The organism is Haliea sp. E17, from assembly GCF_048323675.1.
Taxonomy (GTDB): Bacteria; Pseudomonadota; Gammaproteobacteria; order Pseudomonadales; family Halieaceae; genus Mangrovimicrobium.
In genome coordinates, this window is record NZ_JBLWFK010000002.1 from 1016973 (window position 1) to 1035624 (window position 18652).

General features: G+C 60.8%; 17 protein-coding genes and 1 tRNA gene. 6 read left to right on the top strand and 12 right to left on the bottom strand.

All coding sequences use genetic code 11. The annotated features are described in order from the left end of the window. Nucleotides 1-109 precede the first annotated feature (109 nt). Genes ACNKU3_RS07615 through ACNKU3_RS07625 form a run of 3 tightly spaced genes read left to right on the top strand, consistent with a single transcriptional unit; the run spans nt 110 to nt 4345 of the window. Nucleotides 110-2215: a TonB-dependent receptor gene (locus tag ACNKU3_RS07615; protein ID WP_418258823.1), complete on the top strand. Its 2106-nt coding sequence runs from the start codon at nt 110-112 to the stop codon at nt 2213-2215. A gap of 34 nt (nt 2216-2249) precedes the next feature. Next, a complete protein-coding gene (locus ACNKU3_RS07620) occupies nt 2250-3917 on the top strand; it encodes a GMC family oxidoreductase (RefSeq protein ID WP_418258824.1) in 1668 nt (555 codons plus the stop codon). Beyond that, nucleotides 3914-4345, top strand: a complete 432-nt coding sequence (locus ACNKU3_RS07625) for a nuclear transport factor 2 family protein (RefSeq protein WP_418258825.1) — start codon at nt 3914-3916, stop codon at nt 4343-4345. Before ACNKU3_RS07620 ends, ACNKU3_RS07625 begins: the two co-directional genes overlap by 4 nt. Before the next feature lie 28 nt (nt 4346-4373). On the opposite strand, the gene ACNKU3_RS07630 is transcribed toward ACNKU3_RS07625, so the two are convergent. The 3 genes from ACNKU3_RS07630 to ACNKU3_RS07640 are packed head-to-tail and all read right to left on the bottom strand — an operon-like array spanning nt 4374 to nt 8013. Then, nucleotides 4374-4919, bottom strand: a complete 546-nt coding sequence (locus tag ACNKU3_RS07630) for a CoxG family protein (RefSeq protein WP_418258826.1) — start codon at nt 4917-4919, stop codon at nt 4374-4376. Continuing rightward, nucleotides 4916-6628, bottom strand: a complete 1713-nt coding sequence (locus ACNKU3_RS07635; protein ID WP_418258827.1) for an FAD-dependent oxidoreductase — start codon at nt 6626-6628, stop codon at nt 4916-4918. The genes ACNKU3_RS07630 and ACNKU3_RS07635 overlap by 4 nt, the downstream gene beginning before the upstream one ends. 17 nt (nt 6629-6645) lie before the next feature. After that, on the bottom strand, nt 6646-8013 hold the full coding sequence (locus tag ACNKU3_RS07640) for an aromatic ring-hydroxylating oxygenase subunit alpha (protein ID WP_418258828.1): 1368 nt from the start codon (nt 8011-8013) through the stop codon (nt 6646-6648). A 168-nt stretch (nt 8014-8181) separates the two neighbouring features. On the opposite strand from ACNKU3_RS07640, the gene ACNKU3_RS07645 reads away from it, so the two are divergent. Next, on the top strand, nt 8182-8781 hold the full coding sequence (locus ACNKU3_RS07645; protein ID WP_418258829.1) for a TetR/AcrR family transcriptional regulator: 600 nt from the start codon (nt 8182-8184) through the stop codon (nt 8779-8781). 100 nt (nt 8782-8881) lie between these two features. Here the strand turns inward: ACNKU3_RS07645 and ACNKU3_RS07650 are convergent, their stop codons facing one another. The 7 genes from ACNKU3_RS07650 to ACNKU3_RS07680 all read right to left on the bottom strand — a co-directional run bounded on the left by ACNKU3_RS07650 (nt 8882) and on the right by ACNKU3_RS07680 (nt 15408). Then, nucleotides 8882-9919: an LLM class flavin-dependent oxidoreductase gene (locus ACNKU3_RS07650; RefSeq protein WP_418258830.1), complete on the bottom strand. Its 1038-nt coding sequence runs from the start codon at nt 9917-9919 to the stop codon at nt 8882-8884. A gap of 52 nt (nt 9920-9971) precedes the next feature. Further along, complete coding sequence (locus tag ACNKU3_RS07655; protein WP_418258831.1) at nt 9972-10436, bottom strand: VOC family protein; 465 nt, start codon at nt 10434-10436, stop codon at nt 9972-9974. 41 nt (nt 10437-10477) lie between these two features. Beyond that, on the bottom strand, nt 10478-11233 hold the full coding sequence (locus tag ACNKU3_RS07660; protein ID WP_418258832.1) for an SDR family NAD(P)-dependent oxidoreductase: 756 nt from the start codon (nt 11231-11233) through the stop codon (nt 10478-10480). A 74-nt stretch (nt 11234-11307) separates the two neighbouring features. Next, nucleotides 11308-12075: an SDR family NAD(P)-dependent oxidoreductase gene (locus ACNKU3_RS07665; protein WP_418258833.1), complete on the bottom strand. Its 768-nt coding sequence runs from the start codon at nt 12073-12075 to the stop codon at nt 11308-11310. Between the two features lie 63 nt (nt 12076-12138). Beyond that, on the bottom strand, nt 12139-13452 hold the full coding sequence (locus ACNKU3_RS07670; RefSeq protein WP_418258834.1) for an aromatic ring-hydroxylating oxygenase subunit alpha: 1314 nt from the start codon (nt 13450-13452) through the stop codon (nt 12139-12141). Nucleotides 13453-13477: 25 nt separating this feature from the next. Further along, nucleotides 13478-14374, bottom strand: a complete 897-nt coding sequence (locus ACNKU3_RS07675) for an SMP-30/gluconolactonase/LRE family protein (RefSeq protein WP_418258835.1) — start codon at nt 14372-14374, stop codon at nt 13478-13480. Nucleotides 14375-14829: 455 nt separating this feature from the next. Further along, on the bottom strand, nt 14830-15408 hold the full coding sequence (locus ACNKU3_RS07680) for a TetR/AcrR family transcriptional regulator (RefSeq protein WP_418258836.1): 579 nt from the start codon (nt 15406-15408) through the stop codon (nt 14830-14832). A 280-nt stretch (nt 15409-15688) separates the two neighbouring features. Here ACNKU3_RS07680 and ACNKU3_RS07685 point away from each other — a divergent pair, with 280 nt between their 5' ends. After that, nucleotides 15689-16489 (top strand): sterol desaturase family protein, encoded by an 801-nt coding sequence (locus ACNKU3_RS07685; protein ID WP_418258837.1) that lies wholly within the window; start codon nt 15689-15691, stop codon nt 16487-16489. Nucleotides 16490-17249: 760 nt separating this feature from the next. Here ACNKU3_RS07685 and ACNKU3_RS07690 read toward each other — a convergent pair. Further along, nucleotides 17250-17325 (bottom strand) — tRNA-Ala (locus ACNKU3_RS07690). 200 nt (nt 17326-17525) lie between these two features. On the opposite strand from ACNKU3_RS07690, the gene ACNKU3_RS07695 reads away from it, so the two are divergent. Next, nucleotides 17526-18011 carry an FKBP-type peptidyl-prolyl cis-trans isomerase gene (locus tag ACNKU3_RS07695; RefSeq protein ID WP_418258838.1) on the top strand — a complete coding sequence of 162 codons (486 nt, stop codon included), beginning with the start codon at nt 17526-17528 and terminating at the stop codon, nt 18009-18011. A gap of 16 nt (nt 18012-18027) precedes the next feature. Here ACNKU3_RS07695 and ACNKU3_RS07700 read toward each other — a convergent pair whose 3' ends face one another. Continuing rightward, on the bottom strand, nt 18028-18651 hold the full coding sequence (locus ACNKU3_RS07700) for a trimeric intracellular cation channel family protein (RefSeq protein ID WP_418259031.1): 624 nt from the start codon (nt 18649-18651) through the stop codon (nt 18028-18030). Between the last annotated feature and the right edge of the window lies 1 nt (nt 18652).

The following is an 18652-nucleotide window of genomic DNA, read 5'->3' on the forward strand; positions in this document are numbered from 1 at the left end:
AACATGCTGTATTACAGTGTTTCACCGCGCGCCGATAGCGTCCGCCATCGTGCTGGCGGCCCTACCGGCATCGTTCATCGCCCAAGCCCAGACAAATCAGGCGAACAGTATGCTCGAGGAGGTAGTGGTCACTGCCCAGCGCCGCTCCGAACTCGCCAGCGACGTGCCGATCACCATCACCACGGTGAATGAGGAGCAGCTGCGCAATGCCGGTATCGACTCGATGATGACCCTGCCGCAGGTCACTCCGGGGCTGCGACTGGACCAACAGGGTTCATACACGCAACCGACCATCCGCGGCATCGGTACCTCTGTGGTGCAAACTGGCTCCGGGAGCAGCGTGGGAATCTACGTGGACGGCTACTACATGCCGACGTCACTGGCCGCCGACCTGCAGTTCCTGAACGTGGAGAGCGTACAGGTCCTGAAGGGCCCGCAGGGCACACTGTTCGGCCGCAATACACCCGGTGGCGCCATCCTGATCTCCACCGCGGAGCCCAGCACCGAGACCCGCACTGTCCTCGAGGCCTCCTACGGGCGCTTCAATGACCAGAACTACCAGGGTTATTTCACCACTGCGCTGACCGACTCCATCGCCTTCAATATCGAGGGCCGGTTCAACAAGGGCGACGGCTTCGTCGACAATATCTACGATGGCAGTCTCGCCAGCGGCAGCGGCTTCGCACCGGGCGCCAAATCCAGCAAGCCGGGTGCGTATGAGAATTGGTCGGCCCGCGCCGGGCTGAAGGTGGATTTCACCGATCGGGTCTCCTTCCTGCTGCGCTACTCACACACGGAAAACGACGACCCGACGGCGATCGTTACCGGCGTGTACCGCGAGCCCGGCACCGGCACGATCTACAGCAGCGGCGATGCGATTCCCGGCACCGTATTCGGGCTGAAACGCGGGGACGTCGCCAATAACGCACTGACGGAATTCAACGTGGAATCCGACATCTACCAGCTGACCGGTGAATTCGACCTGGGATTCGCCGAGCTGACTTCGTACACCCAGTACCGAGAGGACGACATCGGCCAGTCGATCGATTCCGACGGTTCCTCCGCGGCGATCTTCGCTCTCGACCTGCCGGAAACCGACAAGGTCAGGTCCCAGGAATTCCTGCTCAACTCGGCGCACGACGGCGCGCTGCAGTACACCGCTGGCGTCTTCCTGTTCGAGCAGAAGATCAAGGCCGACGTACTCATCCCGTATGTCACCGGCTACGTTTTTCCCTACAGCGCGACAGGGGTCGAGGTGAGCACCTACGCGGCGTTTCTCGACGCAACCTACGAAGTGTTCGACAATCTGTTCCTGACCGGCGGCCTGCGCTACAGCAAGGACGAAGCGAAAAACCCCTACTACCAGACCTTACCTGGTGTGCCGGGCCAGTTTACCTACCAGCCTGAGTACGACGGCGACAAGGTCACTCCGCGCGTGGTAGTGCGTTACAAGCCGACGGATCAATCCAGCCTGTACGCCTCCTACACCGAGGGCTACAAGTCGGCCATCTTCGACCCACGGGCCACTTCCGGCAATGATTACCTCAAGCCCGAGGACGTGACCGCCTGGGAAATGGGTTACAAGTTTGCCGGCGATTCGATGTCGGCTTCCGTCGCGCCGTTCTACATCGAGTACAAGAACCTGCAAAACGCCTACTACAGGGTCGGCGAAACCATCCTGTCCAACGCTGCGCAATCCACCATCAAGGGCATAGAGGGCGACATCCGCTACCGCACGGACATCGGCCTGGAGTTGTCCGCGGCCGTGACCTACATGAAGGCGGAATACGACGAGTACGAGAACGCCGGTTATTTCCAACCGCTTATAAATAGCGCCGGACACTTCGAGGGCTTCGTACCCACCTCCGCCGACGTCAGCGGCTACCAGATGCAGCGCGCGCCGGACTGGACCGGCAACCTCGGCGCCAACTACAGCACCGACCTGATGGGCGGCGAACTCATGCTCGCGGGCAACCTCTACTACAGCTCGAAGTTCTACTTCGATCCGGCGCACCAGTTCGAGCAGGACGACTACCAGTTGCTGAACGCGCGGGTGCAGTGGACCGACCCGAGCGGCCGATACACGATCGCCATGTTCGGCGAGAACCTCACCGACGAGAAGTACTTCACCCAGGTCAACCCCTCGCCCTTCGGTGCGGTACAGATCTATGGCAAGCCGGTATCGGCGGGTGTCTCGCTGCGAGTGGAGCTGTAGCGCCTGCACCACGCAAATGTGACAAGGGAGAGAAATGACTGCCATCGAGAGTTTTGATTACGTTGTCGTCGGCGGCGGTTCCGCAGGCTGTGTCGTCGCCGCCCGACTCGCAGAGGAAGGCGATGGCAGCGTCCTGCTGCTGGAGAGCGGCCAGTCCGGGTACGAAAACCCGGAGGTCCTCTCCGCGGACGGTTTCAAGCTGGCCTTTGCCAACGACGCCACCATGTGGGACCGCATGTCGGCGCCGCAGGCGGACTGCGGCAATCGCAGGATCTACGCGGGCTCCGGCAAGGGCCTGGGCGGGTCGGGGTCAGTCAACGGCATGGTCTACACCCGCGGCGACAGGCTGGATTTCGAGCAGTGGCCCGCCAACTGGCAGTGGGATGATGTCGCGCCCTGCTTCGATGCGCTGGAGCAGCGGCTGGACATCCACCGTCGCGGTCCCAGTGAGTTCACCACCGCCGCTATCAGCGCCGCGCAAGGCGTTGGCTTCGCGCAGAAGGACGGCCTCAACGACGGCGACCTCTGTGGCTACATCGGCTACAACGATATGAACTACCGGGACCAGGAGCGCCGCAGTTCCTACACCGCCTACATCCACGGCCGCGAAGCCGAACTGCCAAGACTAACCATCCGCACACAGTGCGTCGCGCAGCGCATCCTGTTTGACCAGCAGCGCAAGGCCGTCGCCGTGGAGTACCTGCAGGACGGGGTCCTGCACACCGCAAACATCGGCAGGGAGATTGTCCTCACTGCCGGTGCCATCGAAACACCGAAACTGTTGATGGTGTCCGGGGTCGGCCCGCGCGGAGAACTGGCGAAATTCGGCATCCCGGTCGTGTATGAGTCTCCCGCTATCGGTGACAACCTCCAGGACCACCCGAGCGTGTGCGTGTTCTATAAAGGCAAGAAGCCAGTCGACTTCCACTATCCCCAGGTCTACGGCTTCCACAGGGTGAACCCGTCACTGGAGTTACCTGAGGGACAGGCAGACACCTGCTTTGTCCTGCTCTCGCTTGGCTCGGTACTCAAATACACCTTGCTGCGCATGGTCCCGATCATGGCGCTGCCCGGCAGCCTGTACCGCAGTCGGTGGCTCAAGGCAGCGCTGCGCGGCCTAGTCAGGCTGGTCTTCAAGCTGCCCGCGGCCAACCGCTACGCCAGCAAGGTGTATGGTCTGGTCGTGATTCTCGGCAAACCCGTCTCCCGCGGCGCCGTGCACCTGAGTTCGTCCGATCCCGCGGAGCCGGCAGTCCTCGACCTCGCCTACTACCGGGATTCCAGGGACATGGACACCATGATTGCCGGCGTCCAGCGCGTCACGCAGATGGCGGAACAGGCCGGCCTGCGCGCCTGGGGCAACGACCTGATGTCAAAAACCGCCGAGAGCACGGACAGGCACAGGGTCGAGAAGTGGATCAAGTCGGGTACCATCACCGTGTTTCATTTTTCCGGCACCTGCGCTATGGGTGAGAGTGACGGTTCACCGGTGGACACCCGGCTGCGCGTGCGCGGCCTCGGCAATGTCCGCGTGGCCGACGCCTCGACCATTCCCGTCGTCCCAGTCTCAGCCCTGAACGCGCCCAGCATGATGATCGGCTACCGCGCCGCCGGGTTCATTCTGGGCGAGCAGGCCACGTCCGGGGTGCAGCACAGCGAGTCCGCCATCCCCGATTCAGGCCGACAGGAGTTCACCGTATGAAAAATTCCGGCAGTATCGAAGAGCGGCTGGCAGTCCGAGAATTCTACGGCAGCTTCGCCCACGCCAGTTCGCTGGGGATGACCGCAGAATGGATGGGCCACTGGGCCGCTGACTGCACCTGGAAAACGCAGCACTTCACCCTTCAGGGCGAGGCGAAAGTGCGCGAACAATGGGACCAGCTCTGGGCGAATTTCGACAAGGTCGCCCTGCTCCACGAGATCTGCTCAGTCGAGGTCGACGGCGACAGGGCCACCGTGGTCTGTATCGCCCGGGAGATCATACAGCTGAGCGTCGGCGGGATTTACAAGCTGGCTGGCTGTTACCAGGACACGCTCGTCCGCGTCGGGGGCGACTGGCGCTTCGCCAGCCGTGAGTACCAGCCGCTGGTGGAAGAACCGCCGGCCGCCCCGGCAGGTCCTTCCGCGTAGGCGCCCTGCGCCCGCGCAGCTCTCCGGGTCACCGGTCCGGCGGGCGCGACTGGCGGGCCGGCCCGCTGCGCAAACGGCGAAACCACGCCAGCAGCCTGGCCAGGATCGACGGCCGGGTGACCGGCGTACCAGTGATCGCTTGCTCGATTTCGGCCTTCAGAGAATTGGCGAAGGACTTCGCCAGTTGCGGCAGCAGGGGCCGGCACATCGCCTCCCACATGGGCGCCATGTGCCCGCTTCCGGTCACTTCCACCTGCAGCGTGACCTGGGTTTCTCCCGGGGCGAGCGCGCCGGCGGAGTAACTCCCGCTACCGGCAACCGGCTCGGACTCAAGCTGGAAGGAGAATTCGACAAGACCCGGGCCGTGCCAGCGATCGACATGGACCAGCACGGCGACCGTCTTCACCAGGCCGCCGACACCGACCTTGATCAGCCACCGGGAGTTGTCGTCATCGACCACGATACACTCCCGGCAGCCGGGAAACAGTGCAGCCCACAGCTGTATGTCACTGACATACGACCAGACGTCGTCGATAGCGGCGCGGACGGGAAGCGTATGATCGGCAGCTATCACGATTGCGCTCCGCCGAGTTCCAGTCGCCGGGCTTCCCGGGCGAGCAGTTCGCTGGGCTTGCCCAGCGCGTGACGCGCCGCCAGCCAGCCGTAGGTCATGCCGCGGGCATTGGATATTCCGCTCTGCATCACCGCCCCCGTCTCCATGCGTGCAACGGAATTGCCGGCCGCGTAGAGGCCCGCTATGGGCTTGTCGTCCCACCCCATGACACGGCTGTCGGTGTCGGTCAGCAGGCCCGCCGAGGGGATCGCGGTGCCGCCGATGCGACGCAGTTCAATCGCGTAGAAAGGCGGTTTGACCAGCGGCCCGAGATTGGGATTGGGCGTGTTGTTCGGGTCGCCGCACATCCAGGCGCTCCAGGGATGGGTGCCCCGGCCGAAGTCGTCATCCACTCCCGCTGCCGCATAGTCATTGAACGTCGCAATCGTGTGCGCCAGCGCATCCGCGTCCACGCCGAGTTTCTGCGCCAGTTCGGCTACACTGTCTGCCACGCAGCCGAAGCCGGCGGGCCAGCGCTGGTCGGGCGTGATCGCGCCGATCGGGTACTTGTCCTTGGCCTGGCTGTCGAATACCAGCCAGCAGGGGAAATTGGGATGGGTTTGCGCGCTGCCGTCGATGGCGTCGACCCGGTAGTTGAACTGCCGGTAGAAGGCCTCGTTGCCGAAGCGCCGGCCCTGGCGGTTGACCACGAGTGTGTGCGGCAGCCCGAGCGGCAGCAGTGCATTGCGCCACAGCGGGCTGCCCTCCTCGTCCTCTTCACCCGGCACGACGAAGCCCAGGGTGGTGATATCGGGGACCGTCGCGATGCGAGCGCCGTGCGGACCTGCAAGGCGAAAATTGGACCCGTCGATTGAAGAGAACACCATCGAACCCAGGTCGAGCTTCTGTCCCAGGGTCCGGTTGTAATCCTGGCGTCTTTCGTAGCTACTGACAGCCACCACCACGCCGCGCCGGGCCCGAACGAAGAAGTCCCTGCCGTCGCGGCTCGCCCGCACCCCGACAATGCGTTCGCCGTCGGTGAGCAGTTCTTCCGCGCTGGTGTCGGTCAGGAGTTCGATGCCGCGATCGAGGGCGCCCTTGACGAAGTAGGCGGCCAGTCCCGGTCCCAGGCAGCGCTCGTCCCTGGCGAGTCGGTCTCCCATCAGGTTGAAATCCCAGTTGATCATGTTCGCGGCGCCGCCGCCGGCGGAGATGTCCGCGTGCGTCATTCCGTAGGGCATCTGCGGCGAGAGACGTGTCCTGTGCTGCCAGTCTCCCAGCGCCTGCGCCGCAAACGGCACAGGCTCGATCATGCGCCCGGCGGCCACAGCGTGTTCGCAGTGGCCGTAGTAATAGTCCGGGCAGTCGTCGATAACCCGCATGCGCAAGCCGATGGTCCGCTCGAAATAGCGCAGCGCTTCCCTGGCGTGGACGACCAGATTCAGGATCGAGAGGTCATTACCATAGCCCATGGACAGGCGTTCCAGGTAGCGAAAACCGGCCTCAACCGAATCGGGCATACCCAGCTCCGATGCGAGCTGGTTGGCGACCACCCAGACCTCGCCCATCGACAACGCGGTTACGCCGCCGACCATCGGCGATCGTTCCAGCACCACGGCAGTGCCGCCGAGTTCGCTGGCAGTGATCGCCGCCGAAAGGCCGCCGATACCCGAACCCAGCGAGACCACATCGACCTCGATATCCCAACTTTCCGGTAGATTTGCTTGCATGTTCCACGCCTCGTCGATTATTGCTTTTCGGCCTGCACCCACCGGTCCAGGGCCGTATGGAAATGGGATACACGCGGCTCCTGCCTCGTCAGAACCAGGTGTTGGAGACCCTCGTTGCGCAGCCCGCTCTGCTGTATGGCCATCTGCTGGAAATCCTGCTCGAGGGCGAGAAAATACGGGTAGTGCTCCCCTTCGACGACCACTTCCAGAGCTGCCCGGTTGCCGGCGCGCTCCGCCTGCGGCAGGCATTGCAGTGCCATCACCCGCCAGTAGCAACGGTTCGGGTCGCCGTCCGGATCCGGCTCGGCAATGATGATCGTCGCTTCACCGGCACAGACCTGGATAAAGACATTGGGGAAAAACAGCCAGAACTGGTAGTCGATCATCTGCCGGTCGGTCAATTGGCTGACATCCACGCCGTCCTCGGTAAGCGTGGCGCGCACCGCCTGTTGCAACAGCGACTTCACCGACACACCGGCGGGCAGACGGGGGATTCCCTGCCTGTCGCGATAGTTGTCGACCAGGGCGGAAAAGCGCGGCAGGGCTCTCGCCATACCGGGAAAATGGGACGTGGGGATGTTCAGGATCACCTCCACGGCCACGACCGTATCCAGGTTCTCGAAATCGGGCTGGCCGAACGGGGTGGTGGACACGCAGTGATCCGCGTAGTGCCGGTAGCGTTCCTTCTGCAAGTCGACGACGCCGATCAGCTCCTTGTGAACTCCCTGGGTGTGGTAGCCCTCGCCGAACGCATCCATTATTACCTTCCAGTTGCATTCGATGCGCTCGCGCACATTGATGCCGACCGGGATCATCTGGTCGAGGGGGTAGGCAGCCAGCGCGCCGGCCGCGTCCCCCAGGAAGGCCGACAGGGGCTCACACCCGGGGTCCGGATTGAGGAAGATAAACCCGGCGAAGGTCTCCACCGGGACTTCGACCAGCCCCAGGTCTTCACTGTGGCCGACGAAGTCCTCCACGCTGCCCTCGAAATCCGGTTTGGCCACCGCCAGTAGCTGGCCCTCCAGGCCGAAGCTCCAGTTGTGATACGGGCAGAGAAAGAGGCTCGAGTGTCCGCTGCCGGCGCAAAGCCGGTTGCCGCGGTGGCGGCAGGCATTCACGAAGCCCCGGACGCCGCCGTCGCGGCCGCGCACGAGCAGCCAGGATTGATCGAACAGGCGATACTCGGTCCAGTCGCCGGCAGCCGGGATTTCATCGGCGCGCCCCGCGATTTGCCACACTCGCATCCACAGGGACTGTCGCTCGCGCACCTGATACTGGGCGGACCTGTAGCGCTCGGTGGAGACTTCCCGCCTGAATCCGCCGAAATCCATCTGCGCGAGATACGGCTCCGTGTCCATCCAGCTACCGGCTTTTGGCTCAGACATATCCAGGTCCTCTATTTGATTATTTTGCCTGAAACTATCAACCTGACGAACATGCTAATAAAGTGACAAACATTTATCAAGGGTGATCGGTCGCGGAGCACAACATTCCGCCGCGGCAGAGAAGCTGCTAGCATCAACCCGGAAAGAAAAACGCAATAACGGGAAGTGATGAGCAAATCCGCAGCAACGCGACGCAAGGGACGGGCCGGCACATCTGTCTGGCATTCCATCCTGGACGGGGCCGAGAGCATTCTGCGCGACGAGGGCTACGCCGCGCTGTCATCGCGCAATGTCGCCGGGAAGGCCGGCGTCAAGCAGCAGCTGATCTACTACTACTTCCACACCATGGACGAGTTGATCGTCGCCCTGTTCCACCGCGCGGCCGACCGGGAAATCCAGGCACTCGACCAGGCGATCTCATCGGACAGGCCGCTGTCCGGGATGTGGGAAGCGTTCACGCACTCGCAGGACAACAAGCTCGTGTCGGAATTCACGGCGCTGGCAAACCGAAACCAGTACCTGAAGGCGGAAGTCATCGGGTTTATCGAGAAAATGCGGCTGAAACAGCGGCAGGCGCTCAAGCGCCTTCTGGGAGACCAGCCTATGCAGGTAGTCGAGCTGCCGCTCGACGCCCTGGTACTGGTTGCCGCGGGGCTGGGCCTGGTCATGACCCGGGACGCGGAACTCGGCATATCCCGGGGACACGCGGAAATCAACCGGGCGGCCAGGAAACTGATCGCGGCGAAGGAAGATACCGGCGGAGGATAGCCGTCCGCTGGCAGTTGCGATCTACAAGGTGGTGCGCAGCATTGCCGGGCGACCACCGGCGCAACCCGGCGGGGTCGCGCGGGGGCTCCCGGCAGCGCGGTCAGTCTCGAAAATGCGGCATGACTTCCCTGGCGAACAGGCGCAACTCGCGCATCTGCTGCTCGGGATCGGGCACACCTGTCGGCGTGATGAAGAAATACTCCGGATTGACCAGGTCGCGGATGCTCTCCATTTCCCGGCAGCAATCCTCAGGCGTACCCACGACCGCACGATGCGGCGCGAACTCCTCCAGCGTGACCTGCTTGCCGCCGAACATGACCTCTTTGGAGAGCTCGTCGCGGTCCGCGGTCGCGGACAGGTCATCGTAGCTCTGCCAGACCTTGATCACGTTGCTGAGGAACTCGGGATCGATGTCCTCCCGCTTCGGTACGACGTGCACGTCGCGCATCAGCGCCACCGTCGCGGGCCGGCCGTGCTCCGCGGCCAGCCCGCGGTAACGCTTGACCTTCTCCGCCAGTTCCAGCATGTGCTCGGAGAAACTGATCTCCCAGCCATCGCCGAGGCGCGCTGCGCGCAACATCGCTGGTTCACTGACCGCGCCAACCCACAGCGGCGTGTGGGTTCCCGGCAGCGGCGGCGGCGTGATCATCACATCGTCGTAATTGAAGAAGTTTCCGGAATAAGAGAAAGGCTGGCCGGTCAGGGCCAGGCGCAGGACCTCGAGGCATTCCTCGAAGCGCCGCGCACGAGTCTTGAAATTCCAGCCAACGTTCTCGAACTCGTCCGGCTTGTAGCCGATACCCGCCCCGAGGATGAACCGGTTGCCGGACATCTCCTGCAGCGTGTTGATTTCCTCGGCCACCTCCAGCGGATGGTGGGCGGGCAGCAGCATGATGTTGGTGGCGAACTTCATGCGCGTGGTGCGCGCCATCAGCGGCGCCAGCATGGCCAGGGGCGCCGAGGGTTCGGTCGCGGTGTCGCCACCGAAGGCGGTCTTGTCGGAGAAGCGGTGCTGGCCGCACCATGCGAGATCGTAGCCCAGCTCCTCCATCTCGCTGACGTAGCTGTAGAGCTTGTGATAAGGGTCGGAAGCGCTGCGATCAATCCACTTTCGATTGATGATAATGCCGAATTTCATAGTTTATTCACCTGCCGGATAACAGTGTTGCAACCTGTAACGTCCACCGCGGTCAAGCGTCGACGAAGGGGATGAGGTCGTCCTGGTAGTCGATGTCACCGAGGATGATATTGGTGTTCATCACCTCGCCGGCATTGCGCTCCCACAACTCGAGCTGGTCGTGCCAGGGGGAATCCGGGTGATCGTCCATCAGCGGGCCTACCTCGAAGCCGAGCTTTTCCAGCCGGGCCTTGTGCGCGTCGAGGTCCTTGACGCCGAACACCACCGAGGAGACGCCCTCGCCCTTGGCCTCCAGTTCGCTCCACAGCCAGGTGTTGAAGTCGGTGCGCTCGTGCATCGGGGCGACGACTTCCAGGCCCGCCTCCCAGCTGATACACATGGTGAATCCCATGTCCTTGCGCGAAAACCGTTTCAGCGTCGCGCCCGTGATCTGCTCCAAGCGGGCAACATTGGCATCCAGGTTATCCGGGTGCGACAGCCAGGCGACATGGTCGACATGGTTAATGAATTTCTTCATCGCGTTCTCCTTATCAGTGTGCAATGAACCTGTTTTATGGATCAGCCGACCGCACCACCGTTGACGCCCAGCAACTGGGCCGTCACGTAGGCGGCATCCTCGGAGGCAAAATACGCGCAGGCCGCAGCGATCTCCTCGGGCTTGCCCAGGCGCTGGATCGGGTAGGCGTTGTAGATCAGTGAAGGGTCAGCCAGGTCGCCGCTCTCTATCGCCCGCCGAGCCATCGGCGTGTCGATAAAGCCCGGCGAGACGGAATTGACGGTAATACCCTTTGGCCCGAATTCCGCGGCCATGGCGCGCGTCAAGGCGATTACGCCGCCCTTGCTGGCGTAATAGTGGCTCATGTAGCCCTCGACCAGCTGCGCGCCGTAGGCCGCGATGTTGATAATCCGCCCCCAGCCGGCCGCGTCCATGTCGGGAAGCACCGCCTGGGTCATGAAGAAAATACCCTTGAGGTTCACCGCGAACATCCGGTCGAGCTGCTCCTCGGTCAGCTCGGCAAAGAGGCTGAAACCCTCCAGTGCCGCGTTGTTCACCAGCACCTGGATGGGACCGAAAGCATTGCGCAGCGCATTCACGGCAATCTCTACCTGCGCCTTGTCCGCGATGTTCGCTTCCACAGCCATCGCCTTGCCGCCAGAGGCATTGATCTCCCCGGCGACTGCCCTGGCGCCCTCGAGATTGATATCGAGCACGCCGACGGCCATCCCGTCACGGGCGAACCGCCTGCAAGTGGACGCCCCCATACCGGAAGCACCCCCGGTAACCAGTGCCACGCGCTGTGCTGTATTACTCACTGCTTGACCTCGACAAATTTGCGACAGAAAAGGCAATGCCCGCCAGCACAGGCCGGCAGGCGCGACCCGACAGGCTAGAGCATGGTAGCCCCGCCCTCGGCACAGATGGTCTGGCCGGTAACGAAATTCGACTCGTCGCTGGCGAGGAAGATCGCGGTCGGGGCGATATCCTCCGGCGTGCCGAAGCGGCCCATGGCGACCTTGGCGAGTTCCTGATCGTAGGTGCCACTGTCCTCGAGGTACCACTTGGCCTTGGGCGACAGGGCCGCAGGCAGGATGGTGTTGACGCGGATATTGTCCCTGCCCCACTCGCGGGCACCCGTCTTGGTCAGGGCGCGAATCGCCTCCTTGCTGGCCGCGTACGCGAGGAAACCCGGTTCGCAGCGGATGCCGAAGCTGGAACCCATGTTGATGATCGAGCCGCCACCCTGCTTCACCATGTGCGGGTGGCAGAGCTGCATCAACTGCAGCGAACCGAAGAAGGCGGACTGGAAGTCGATCTTACAGTTCTCCTCCATGTTGGCCTCGATCAGCGGCAGGTAGTCGGTAAACGAGTGCGCGTTGTTGACCAGGATGTCGACGCGACCCCATTCCGAGATCGCCAGATCAACGGTCTTCTCCGAGTCCGCTTTCTCCCCGGCTACAGCCTGCAGCGGTATGGCCTCGCCACCGGCAGACTTGATCTTGCCGGCAATCTCCTCGACCTTGCTGAAGGTGCGGCCAGTCAGGATGACTTTGGCGCCTTCCGCGGCATAGCCTTGCGCGATCGCGGCTCCGATGCCTTGTCCGGCCCCGGTAATAATTGCGACCTTGCCCTCCAGGCGGTTATACGTTTTGCTCATGTTGCTTCTCCATTGTTTTATCGATAGAGGGTGTTCCGAACCTGGGGGCCTGGCCGGAATGCGTCAGCCCCGCGCCAGGATGTCCTCCGGCGTGCCTGTACCCATGTACTGCGCCAGAGTCCGGTGAAAGTGAATCACCGGCACCTCCTGGACGGGGCTGGGTCGCGGCCCCTTGAACCCGCGCGATTTGATGCCGTGCTGTACCTCGGGCATGTTCTGGAAATCCTGGCTGAGGATCTTGCGCCACTTTTCCTCGGTCGGGTCGGGCTCGTAGACCCACTCTGTGCGCGGCTCGGCACCTTCCGGGTAGCGCTCGATGATATACACCTCGAAAATACAGCTGTTCGGGTCGTAGCCGTTGGGCCTTGCGCGATAGCACAGCGCGTAGGTCATGCCGGGCAGGATGGCCGAGTTGGGGAACACGTGCCAGTCCAGCCCGCATTCGACGTAGTGCTCGGGAGTCATCTGCGGCCAATAGACCCCGCGTTCGGCGTCTGCCATGGCTGCTGTCTGCATGACGAATCCTGCCACCTCCTCGGGGGCGGCGCCCTCCGGAAGCTCTTCCTTCGCCCGTGCCGCCGCCTGCACCATCGTCTCGGTGGTAGTGCCGACCGTATCCCAGAGTTCCTGGAATAATTCGTACATTGCCGCCCGGGGGTCAATCTCACCGGCGTCACCGCGTGGTGTTCCTATACCGTGCCATGCGTGTTTGCCACCGGTGCGGCACCACCAGCGATTGGTACCCCACTGCCCCAACTGGGGATGAGTGGCATCGACGTGAAAGCTCTCGATAAAGGATTCCAGCGCGGTTTTCCAGTTACAGGGAAAGTACAACCACTGCCGCCAACGGTAGCGCATCTTGTCGAAGTCGAAGGCGTCAAGCATCGGCGAGACCGGGTTGAGGTACTCTCGCAGTGGCTCGCAATCCGGGTCCATATTGATCCACACCCAGCCGCCCCAAGTGTCGACCTGAACCCGCGGCAGGCGGGTATTCTCTGCGTCCAGTGCCTCACACCAGTCCTCGCGATCGAGGATGTAAGTGCTCTCCCCGTCAAGGTTCCAGCGCCAGCCGTGGAAACGGCAGAAGAACTGCTTGGTCCTGCCACAACCTTTGGTCAGCCGCCGGCCGCGGTGCTGGCAGACGTTGTAGAAGGCAGAGACGGTTTCCGGATCGCTGCGAACCACGATGATGGACTCGTCGAGAATATCGTAGGTTACATAGTCACCGACCTTGGGAATCTCTTCCTCGCGGCAGGCGATCTGCCATACCTTGCCCCACAGTTTCTCGTTCTCGGCGCGCGCATAGTCCTCGGAGACATAGGCCTCGACAGGTATACGCACAGGCACTTCTGCAACCGTTGGCTTGCCTGTAGTCATGATCTGGACCTCCTGTATATGCGCATCAGCCGATGGTAAACCGGGCCGGCTCCATCACCCTGCCAGGAGATTCGGAGCGCCCGCGGTAAAGGAAGGAGCGATGCTCGGTCAGTGTCTCGCCGTTCTTCAGGCTCTCGCCGCCGTCGATGGGTACGCAGTTGATGTAGAAATCGCACGCGTCGCTGCCGCCGAAGCGAACCTGGGTGATTGCCTCCCCGGGAGTTTCCACGGGATCCAGCAGCGCACCATCCGGGCTCACCCGGGTAAGTACCCCGTGCTGGAACCCGGTAATCCAGACATTGCCGTCGGCATCCAGCGCCATGCCATCGACGTCGTCGCGCTCGAAGAAGGGCCGCTTGTTAGTCAGGGTCAGGTCCTCGGTGACATCAAAGGCCCAGGTGCGATTAAAGGTATCGTTACAGTAGAACGTCTTGCGTGATGAATCGAACATGATGCCGTTGGTGAAACCGATGCCTTCCGCCAACAGAATCACTTCGCGATCGGCGGTCAGCCTGTAAAGATTGGTGGGACGGGGCGTTGCCCCCTCGATGACCATGTCGATGTCTACGGTACCGAAAAAGATTCCACCGCTCCCATCCGGAACCATCTCGTTGATGCCGTTGACAGGTGAGCCATTGATCTCGTTAATCAACCAGCCTGATTTTCCGCTGTCCGGATTGTTCCACATGATCCCGCCCTGACCTGAAGACAACACAGAACCGTCGTGATTCATCATCACACCGCCCGTCCACATCCGTCCGGGATTGAGCGTTTCGATACCGCCGTTTGGCCTGATGCCATACAGACCGCCGCCCACGACATCGCTGTACCAGACCATATCGCGCTGTTGATCAACGGCGAGACCTTCAAGATAGATGCCAGCTGCAAGCTGCTGGAATTGGCCAACTGCTAGTTGATGCATAGTGCCTCCGATGCTTCCGTCTACACGCAGCCCCCAGGGGGCTCGCTTGCGGAAGCGTTGATTAGAATTAGTCTCGAATCGGGGCTGAGACAGATGTTCGTCAGTTTGACAGCAAGGCTTGGAAACTGTCAAGCCTGAGCTTGCTGTCGAGTGCGCAGAGCTCGCGGTAACTGAGCCGCTTAGGACTCAATTAAACGCCTACCAACATGAGAAACTGTATATCGAGACGATGCATTTGCCAGAGATTCTGACAAACGCTCTGTCGATGAACTTCTGATAATCCTGGGTTAATGCCGGGTAGACGTGTGAAATCCGAGGAAGAGTACTAGCATGCAAATGCCGGGAGAAATCTACTCCAATATTATTGTCACTTTCCTGAAAGTGTGATCACCGGGACGATACCACCGTTCACGCATGGAGGCCCGCGATATAATATATGCGGAGTATGGGTCACCTCACACTTCGAGTGACTCGAAAAACTCCTTGATTGTCTTTTTGACTGCAGGATGGCCCTTGCTCACACCAATCGAGGACTCACGATTCAAGGCGAGAGCCAGACTTGTACCGATGAAGGCGATCACATCTGGAGGCAGCCCCTGGTCGAGTGAGCCATTTTTCACCATGGCCTTGCGCAGTGCCGAGACCTGGATCTTGCGAGACTCCTCTATAAACGTGATTACCTCACCACGAACGCCTTCATTGCGATTTGCCAACGCCATGAATTCGGAAATCAGGCGGGCATCGCTAGAGTTGACGCATATATCCCAGACCTCGTGCAAGGGGCGCTCGGATGCAAGTGCATCGCGCAAGCGAGCCAATTCGCGAATAGAGAGGCGTTTGAACGTTTCCACCTGCAGATCTTCCATAGTGCGAAAGTAATAGTAGACCAGCCTTTGCTTAACGCCTGAATATTCGGCAACCCGACGTGATGTCAGGGCTGCGTAACCCTCGTCCTTGAGAATTTCCTCAGCAGCATTGAGCATGCTCTCGCCCATTTCCGAATCAACAGACCCCATCCTTCTGGTGGACGTCATTCAATTTCCCCTGTTGTGACTTTCTACTTACTAAAATGGCTATACATCCATTGCCTGCTGACAGTGTACCGCCGAGCGCAGGTCAATAGCCAATCCAGGATCGGATCGTTCACGACTGGTGTCCGCTATTGGATTTACCACCCTTGCTAACAAAATGACGAAACATTATCATGCCATCAAATTACCGTCAGTAGACAGTCGCAAAACCTGTGATGCCGCCCAAAACTACCCGCCCGCCTGAACTCGCGACCGGGCCCTGAAAAGCGACCAGGAACGTTCCATGCTGGAAATGCTATTCGACACATTTATCTACACTGGCAACGCCATCGTTACCACCTGGATTCTGGTGTTTGTCGTCGCCATGACCATGCTCGGTCTTTCGCGGATCATTGCCGGTGTGCGGAAAATCCAGCAACGTCGATTCATGTGGCAAACCCTCCGCCATGAACTGAAGTGGTCTGCACTGAACCTGGCCTGCACCACTATTGTGCTCAGTCAAGTCTCTGGCTTGCTCGTCCGGGCCGGCTGGTTGGAGACCAACCCAGAGCCTGCAAGCTGGTACATTGTACTGGGTGAATTTTTACTGTATTTCTTTGTGTTCGACCTCTACTTCTACATTGCTCACCGTACCATGCACATCGAGCCGCTGTACTCCTGGACTCATCGCGTACACCACAAGTCCATTGCTCCCAATCCCCTAAGCTCCTCGTCGATGAATCCGCTGGAAGGTATTGCCGAAGGCCTGATTATTCCGATATTCCTCGCCTGCTTTACTGTTCATGAAACGACCATGGTATTTATTATCCCTTTTGCCACCCTGATGGGACTATATGTGCACTGTGGCTATGAATTCATGCCTGGCTGGTGGTATCGCAATCCAATGACGAGTTGGTTCATTACGCCAATGTTTCATGACCAGCACCACCAATACGTAAAGTTCAACTATGGTGGATTTACCACCATTTGGGATCGAATCCTCGGAACAACCCGCCCGCAATTCTTCGACGACTTCGACCACTTGAAGAACCGCGAGAGCCAGTTTCAAGACGGCACAAGTAACGCATATAACGCCTCCCAATAGGCCACATCCGAACGGATGGCGCCTAGACTACCAGGCAGGTACATCTTGGTACTGATAGCTACGGCGAAGGATCATCCAGGCTGGATTCAGCCGGGAGGCCTCAAGGAAGTTCGACCATACTGCACTAGATGTGGCACTCGGGCGATAAACACCCCTGGTGGTAGACGCAATTCATACTTGAGGTGTATTTACCGTGACCCTTAGTGGTCTGCATGGTTGGTTTAAGCCCTTGAAGGATTACAATACGAGTGAAGATCAGATAGTGGACATAGCCGTCTCTCTGCCAATTTTCTGGATTTGCCAAGCGAATTTGGTGGTAGCGGACTATCCCACTGAGCGTCCCCGACTATATGAAATCCATCATTCCTTGGCATTGGAGAGGATGCCGAGTGAATAAGACTTACTCGTAGCACGATACACAACCAAGCGAGTAAGGACAGTTTTATCAATACAATGTAACTCGGTGAAAGAACGACGGCCTCACGTCTAGTAGACATCGAGGCCTGGGGACTGAAAATCGCCCAGGTCTTTGATTTGCTTAATGGAACTATGAGGGATCGAACGGGCCGGCCCCCCGGCGCAGACATGGTCTGCGGTTCGCCCGGCGGCATAAAAAAACCCTCGATCCTATCGGACCGAGGGTTTTGTTTGGTGGAGCTATGCGGAATCGAACGGGCCGGCCCCCCGGCGCAGACATGGTCTGCGGTTCGCCTGGCGGCATAAAAAAACCCTCGATCCTTGCGGAACGAGGGTTTTTGATTGGTGGAGCTATGCGGGATCGAACCGCAGACCTCAACACTGCCAGTGTTGCGCTCTCCCAGCTGAGCTATAGCCCCAAAACTTTCTAAGCTGTTGATCTTGCGGAATTTTTCCAGCGCAATCTCAACGAAGAGGTGCGCATTTTAGTGAGCCGCCGATGCCCTGTCAAGGCATTGTCGCACGATTCCGCACCCCGAAGGGCTTGTCTGCGCCAACCTCCCGGGTATCATACCGCCTCCGCGTACTATCGCACAGAAAATCGCCCAGAGAATCGCCCATGAACATCGGTCCCGAATCAGTCGTCACCTTCCACTACACCCTGCGCAACGCCGCGGGCGAGGAACTCGAAACCTCCCGTGACGGCGAGCCCACCGCCTACCTGCACGCGGCGGACAACATCATTCCCGGGCTGGAAAAGGTCATGGAAGGCAAGGCCGCGGGCGACTCCTTCACCGCGGAACTCGCCGCTGCCGACGCCTACGGCGAGCGCGACCCCGAGCGCCAGCAGCGCGTGCCGGTAAAGCACCTGGTATTCAAGGGCAAACTGAAAGCGGGCATGAGTGTCGCGCTGAACACCAGCCAGGGACAGATGCCGGTCACCGTCATCAAGGCCGGTCGGCACAGCGCGGATATCGACACCAACCACCCGCTGGCGGGCGAGGACCTGAGCTTCGATATCGAGATCGTGGACGTGCGCGCTGCTACTCCGGAAGAACTCTCCCACGGCCACGCCCACGGTCCCGGCGGGCATCATCACCACTGAGCGGGCAACGCCGCAATCAGTTTGCGGCGTTCTTTTCCCCGTACTTGGGCAGGCGCAGGTCGAAAATAATGGCGCAGGCACGCAGGCAGAACGCGGCCAGGATCGCCACCGGTAATGCGTACAGAACCGTCGCAGGGTAACTGGCCAGCAGTGTATAGGATGCCGCACCCAGCAGGGCCGCGGTAACGTAGATTTCAGGCCCCAGCAGCACCGGCTCCTGGTTCAGCAGGGTATCGCGGATCATCGAGCCGAATGTCGCTGTCATCACCCCCATCACCACGCAGACGACCGGCGGCGCGCCGAGCGCCACCGCTTTCACTGCACCCAGCACGCTGAACAGGGCCATGCCGATGGCGTCGGCCCAGAGCAACAGCCGGTGCAGGGAACGGAACAGCGGCGCCAGGAACCAGGTGGCGACCGCGGCGCCGAAACAGATCCACAGGTAGGCCGTCTCGGCGATCCAGAACACGTTCTCCGTCCCCAGCAGCAGGTCCCGGGCGGTTCCCCCGCCGATACCGGTGATGGTACCGAAGAGGATGAAACTGAGGATGTCGTGGCGGCGCTCCGCGGCGGCGAGCGCGCCGCTGATGGCGAACACACCCGTGGCCACGAGGTCGATGAGGTGGATGACTTCCGGCATC